Annotated in this window: 7 protein-coding genes; all 7 read left to right on the top strand. The window is 64.4% G+C overall.

Translation table 11 applies throughout. From position 1 onward, the window contains the following. The coding region (pyrH, locus tag P4L93_03175; protein ID MDR3685950.1) for a UMP kinase at window positions 1-272 on the top strand (272 nt) is incomplete at its 5' end. Beyond that, window positions 269-829, top strand: a complete 561-nt coding sequence (frr, locus tag P4L93_03170; protein MDR3685949.1) for a ribosome recycling factor — start codon at window positions 269-271, stop codon at window positions 827-829. The genes pyrH and frr, both read left to right, overlap by 4 nt. Window positions 830-832: 3 nt before the next feature. Then, window positions 833-1,609, top strand: a complete 777-nt coding sequence (locus tag P4L93_03165) for an isoprenyl transferase (protein MDR3685948.1) — start codon at window positions 833-835, stop codon at window positions 1,607-1,609. Then, window positions 1,610-2,479 carry a phosphatidate cytidylyltransferase gene (locus tag P4L93_03160; GenBank protein MDR3685947.1) on the top strand — a complete coding sequence of 290 codons (870 nt, stop codon included), beginning with the start codon at window positions 1,610-1,612 and terminating at the stop codon, window positions 2,477-2,479. It abuts the gene before it with no gap. Continuing rightward, window positions 2,476-3,633, top strand: a complete 1,158-nt coding sequence (gene dxr, locus P4L93_03155; protein ID MDR3685946.1) for a 1-deoxy-D-xylulose-5-phosphate reductoisomerase — start codon at window positions 2,476-2,478, stop codon at window positions 3,631-3,633. The genes P4L93_03160 and dxr overlap by 4 nt, the downstream gene beginning before the upstream one ends. 132 nt (window positions 3,634-3,765) lie before the next feature. Next, window positions 3,766-5,037: a site-2 protease family protein gene (locus P4L93_03150; GenBank protein MDR3685945.1), complete on the top strand. Its 1,272-nt coding sequence runs from the start codon at window positions 3,766-3,768 to the stop codon at window positions 5,035-5,037. Window positions 5,038-5,067: 30 nt separating this feature from the next. After that, window positions 5,068-5,187: flavodoxin-dependent (E)-4-hydroxy-3-methylbut-2-enyl-diphosphate synthase (locus P4L93_03145; GenBank protein MDR3685944.1), on the top strand; the 120-nt coding region annotated here is incomplete at its 3' end.

Raw genomic sequence — 5,187 nt, 5'->3', positions numbered from 1 at the left:
AGGTCGATGCCGAGTGCATCATGAAAGCCACAAAGGTCGACGGCATCTACGACATGGATCCCAAGACGCACCCAGAGGCCGTCAAGTTCGACGAGCTTACCTACATCGACGTGCTCAACCGTGGCCTGCAGGTCATGGACTCGACCGCGATCTCGCTTTGCATGGACAACGCACTGCCCATTCTCGTATTCAACATGGAAACCGACGACAACATCGAAAAGGCGCTGATGGGCGAACACGTCGGCACTATCGTGAGGGGAGACAACCGATGAGCACGACCGATGTCCAGAACGACGCTCGCGATCACATGGGAAAGGCCGTCAAGTCGCTTTCGCATGAGTTCTCGACCGTCAGAACCGGCCGCGCGACCGGTGCCGTCCTCGACGACATCAAGGTCGACTACTACGGCACGCCAACACCCATCAGCCAGATTGCCGGCGTCAAGTCGCCCGATCCCCACATGCTCATGGTCGAGCCGTGGGACAAGACGGCGCTCAAGGCCATAGAGCACGCGATTATGGCCTCCGACCTGGGCATCACGCCGTCCAACGATGGCTCGGTCATCCGTCTGCCGTTCCCCCCGCTGACTGAGGAGCGTCGTAGGGACCTCGTCAAGCAGTGCAAGCACTACGCCGAGGAGGCGAAGGTGGCCGTGCGCAACATCCGCCGCGACGCCAACGCCAAGCTCGCCCGTGCCGAGAAGGACGCCGAGATCTCGGAGGACGACCTTCGTCGCGCCGAGGCCGAGGTCCAGAAGCTCACCGACGCGCACATCGCACAGATCGATGAGGCGCTCAAGCGCAAGGAAGCGGAGGTCATGGAGGTCTAGCACATGGCCCCTGACGCAACTTCCCGACAGGCATTCTTCAAGAACAAGCGAGCTCGCGCCTTGCTGGCTGAGTTCGATCCCGCTATCACGCCCCGGCACGTTGCCATCATCATGGATGGCAACGGCCGTTGGGCAAAGAAGCGCGGGCTTCCCCATGTGGCCGGCCACTCGGCTGGCGCAAAGGCAGTCCGCGAGTGCATCGCTGCCGCCACCGAGCTTGGTATCAGTTACCTGACGATCTACACGTTCTCCTCGGAGAACTGGAGCCGCTCGAACGATGAAGTCAGCGGCCTGATGTCACTGTTCGTCGAGGTCCTCGAGCGCGAGCTAACCAACCTTCAGCGCTGGCACGTGCGCGTGCTCGTGATCGGTCAGATGGACGCGCTGCCGCCCACCACCCGCGAGGCGTTCGACCGTGTTGTGGCAAAGACCGCCCACAACGAGGGTCTGACCCTGGTCGTGGCCTTGAACTACGGCGGCCGAGTCGAGATCGCCCAGGCCGCACGCGAACTGGGACGTGAGGTGGCGGCGGGTACGCTCGATCCCGAGAGCATCGACGAGGACGCGATTGCGCGCCACCTCTACACCGCCGAGATACCCGACCCCGATCTACTCATTCGCACGAGCGGCGAGATGCGCGTCAGCAACTTCCTGCTGTGGCAGATCGCGTACAGCGAACTGTGGGTCACGTCGACCCTATGGCCCGACTTCGACCGCACCGATCTGTTGCGCGCCGTCATCGACTTCGAGAAGCGCGATCGCCGCTTCGGGGGACGCTAGATGGTCGATGCGAAGTACAAGCAGCCTGCGGGCATCAAGCCGGCGCGCCTCGCCGTTCGCGTGGCTACCGCCGCCGTCTACGCGCTAGTCGTGCTATTGGCGATCTGGTTCAACGAGATCCCGGGGCTGAGCGGCTACGGACCGCTGCTGCTTGCCATGGTGATGAGCGTCTTTGCCGGGTTCTCCGCCACCGAGTTCTACGCTCTGGAGCGCCGCGAGTCCCGACTACCCAACGAGACCTTCGGCGTGGCAGCCGCGGTGCTCATGCCCATCTTTGCATCGGTGTGGGGCCTGAGCGGCCTTTCCGCGGTCGTGACCGCGCTTATCGCGGCGTCGCTCGTGTGGCACGTGGTGTTCGTCCGCGTGCGAACCACCGACACCGCTACCACCGTCTTCGGTGCGGTCTACACGGGCTTCTTGCTGGCCTACCTCGTCCTCATCGTTCGCGACTTCACATTCGGCCGCGATCTGGCCTTGGCCGTCGTGCTCGGCGTTTGGGCTAACGACTCCCTGGCGTACCTGATCGGCTCGACCTTGGGCCGCCACAAGATGATGCCGAGAATCTCGCCCAAGAAGTCGTGGGAAGGCTTCATCGCCGGAGCGCTCGGCACGTTGGTGGTGTGGGTCGGACTCGCGCTGTTCTTCCCCAACGTTGGTGTATCGCTTCCGCTCGCCATCGCGACCGGAATCGTTGTGGGCGCGTCCGTGGTCATCGGCGACCTGTTCGAGTCGCGCATGAAGCGTGAGGCAGGTGTCAAGGACTCGGGGAAGGCCCTGCCGGGACACGGCGGCTTCCTCGACCGGCTGGACTCGCTGATCCTCGTCGGCCTGCTCGCTTACTGGATTCTTCACTGGGGGGGCGTCAAGTGAGCGACCGCATTCGCGTCGCAGTGCTCGGCTCGACCGGTTCGATCGGCCGCCAGACACTGCAGGTTGCTGCCGCGCACCCCGACCGCATCGAGATCGTCTCTCTGGCGGCGAACTCCAGCGCGGCGCTCCTCGCCGAGCAGGCCGCTGCCTTCGGCGTCAAGAACGTCGCCATCGCGAGCGAGGACGCCGCCGCCGCACTTCGCACGCTGGTCGCCGACGACGCCGTCGTCACCAGCGGCGCGGCAGCAGTCGTCGAACTCGCCGAGCAGCCAGACGTCGACATCGTCCTGAACGCCCTCGTCGGATCGGCCGGCCTTCGCGCCACGATCGCCGCGCTCACCGCGGGCAAGACGCTCGCTCTGGCCAACAAGGAGTCGCTGGTGGTCGGCGGCGACCTCGTGACGCGGCTCGTCCAGCCGGGCAAGCTACTGCCGGTCGACTCGGAGCACTCGGCCATCTTCCAGTGTTACCTGGGGGAGGACGCTCGCGACGCGATGCGCATCTGGCTTACAGCGTCAGGCGGGCCGTTCCGCGGCTGGTCGCGCGAACAGCTCGCTACCGTCACTGCCGAACAGGCCCTAGCGCACCCCACATGGGCGATGGGGCCCAAGATCACCATCGACTCCTCGACCCTCATGAACAAAGGGCTCGAGGTCATCGAGGCACACCACCTCTTCGGCGTAACCATCGACCAGGTGCGCATCCTCGTGCATCCGCAGTCGTGCGTTCACTCGATGGTCGAGTTCGCTGACGGCAGCGTCAAGGCGCATCTCGGCGCCACCGACATGCGGATTCCTATCCAGTTCGCGTTCTCGTATCCGCGCAGGTGGGAAGCACCGCTACCGCCGGTCGACTTCGCCAAGATCGGCCGTCTCGACTTCGCCGAGCCCGACATCGATACGTTTGGCTGCCTGCGTCTGGCCCTGGATGCTGGTCGGGCTGGCGGTACGCTGCCTTGCGCACTCAACGCGGCCAACGAGGTCGCTGTCGCCGCATTTCTCGCCGGTGGACTCGGGTTCCTCGGCATCGAGGCGACGGTGGAGTCCGTGCTCTCGACCCACGAGCGGCAGGAACTCGAAAGCGTCGAGCAGCTCGAGGCGATCGACGCTTGGGCTCGTCGCACGGCGTCTGGCGTTATCGCCGCTCGCGGCTAGCCTTCAACCCATCGCGTCGCGGTGCCGATGTAGGTTTCGTGCGAAGCATGCCGTTTGCCGCCCCGTGGCTCGTCGCTTGCACTACCGCCCGGGGTACGAACACAAGACTTAGCCAACCGCCCAGAATGGAGCATGCCGAGCATGATCACGGTGCTTGCCGACATCTTCTGGTTCATCGTCACGTTCTCGATCCTCGTCGTGTTGCACGAGGGCGGGCACTTCCTCATGGCGCGCGCATTCGGCGTCCACGTCCACGAGTTCATGATCGGTCTGCCGGGTCCAGCGCTTCGTTTCCACGGCAGGAAGACCGACTACGGCATTACCGCAGTTCCGCTCGGCGGCTACGTGCGCATCTCGGGCATGGAACCCGGGCCGGAAGACCCGCTCCTGGGTCCGGCACTCGCATACGTCACCCGACGCCAGCACGTCACGCTCGACGAACTCGCGCATGATCTTGGAGTCGACTTAGCTGACGCTGAGTCCATCACCACAATCCTTGTCGATTGGAATGCCATCGGCCGATCTGCGACCGACGATGACGCCTTCGATGCGAAGCACGCAGCCGAGCTTGCCGACAACCCCGACACGCTACTCGACCTGGCGCGCTCCACGACGTACCGAGGGCTTTCGCGCTGGAAGCGCATCGTGGTGCTCTCAGCGGGAGTCGTCGTCAACTTCATCTCGGCCGTGCTGGTGTTCGTGCTGGTGCTGTCGCTGGTGGGGACGCTGCAGCAGACCCTCACGATCGACGTCGTTTCTCCGGGTAGCGGGGCGGCTGCTGCCGGGCTGAAGTCAGGCGACACGTTTACCGCTGTCGACGGAGTGAAGCTCAAGGACTGGGACGCTCTGCTGACGACGCTCGGCAAGCGCAAAGCTGGCCAGCAAGTCGCGGTGACCTACGAGCGAGCCGGCTCGACACACACCGCAATCGTCAAGCTCGGAAAGGGTCCTGAGGGCAGGGCGATCTTGGGCATCCAGATCAAGGCGGTCAACGTGCCCATGCCTGTGGGGCAGGCGCTCGCGATGTCCTTCGGGCTTATCGGCACCGTCTTCAAGGCTATCTCGGGCTTCTTCGTGCCAGCCACGTTCCAGACTTCGGTCTCGCAGTCGACCGGTGTGATCGGCATCGCCGTGCTTGCAGGCCAGGAGGCACAGCGCGGACCCATCGACTTCGCCTTCTTTATCGCACTACTTTCGCTGTCGCTTGGAGCAATGAACGTGCTTCCGATTCCTCCGCTCGATGGCGGAAAGATCGCTATCGAGGTCATTGAGGCCATTGCGCACCGGCCGCTCTCGCGTCGGCTCTCGATCGGGCTGTCGCTTGCCGGCACGCTGGTTCTCGTCGCACTCATCGGCTACCTCATGTACGCTGACGTGGTGCGCTTCGTCGTCAACAAGGGGTAGCGCCGAGAGCGCAGCTCAGGAGCGGTGAACATGCAGCGGCACGCGACCAGAACCGTGCTCGTCGGCGGCGTACCTATCGGCGGGGACTCGCCGATCACGGTGCAGTCGATGACCACCACCGATACGCGCGATCCGGCCGCGACGCTCGCT

The sequence above is a fragment of the Coriobacteriia bacterium genome, from assembly GCA_031292615.1.
Lineage (GTDB): Bacteria > Actinomycetota > Coriobacteriia > Anaerosomatales > JAAXUF01 > JARLGT01.
Note: the sequence above shows the minus strand (reverse complement) of the source record. Positions and strands in the feature narration are given on the sequence as shown.

Bases quoted from the DNA above. Each gene is read 5' to 3' on its own strand.
- frr (MDR3685949.1), top strand. From the start codon at position 269: ATGAGCACGACCGATGTCCAGAACGACGCTCGCGATCACATGGGAAAG.
- P4L93_03165 (MDR3685948.1), top strand. From the start codon at position 833: ATGGCCCCTGACGCAACTTCCCGACAGGCATTCTTCAAGAACAAGCGA.
- P4L93_03160 (MDR3685947.1), top strand. From the start codon at position 1,610: ATGGTCGATGCGAAGTACAAGCAGCCTGCGGGCATCAAGCCGGCGCGC.
- P4L93_03150 (MDR3685945.1), top strand. From the start codon at position 3,766: ATGCCGAGCATGATCACGGTGCTTGCCGACATCTTCTGGTTCATCGTC.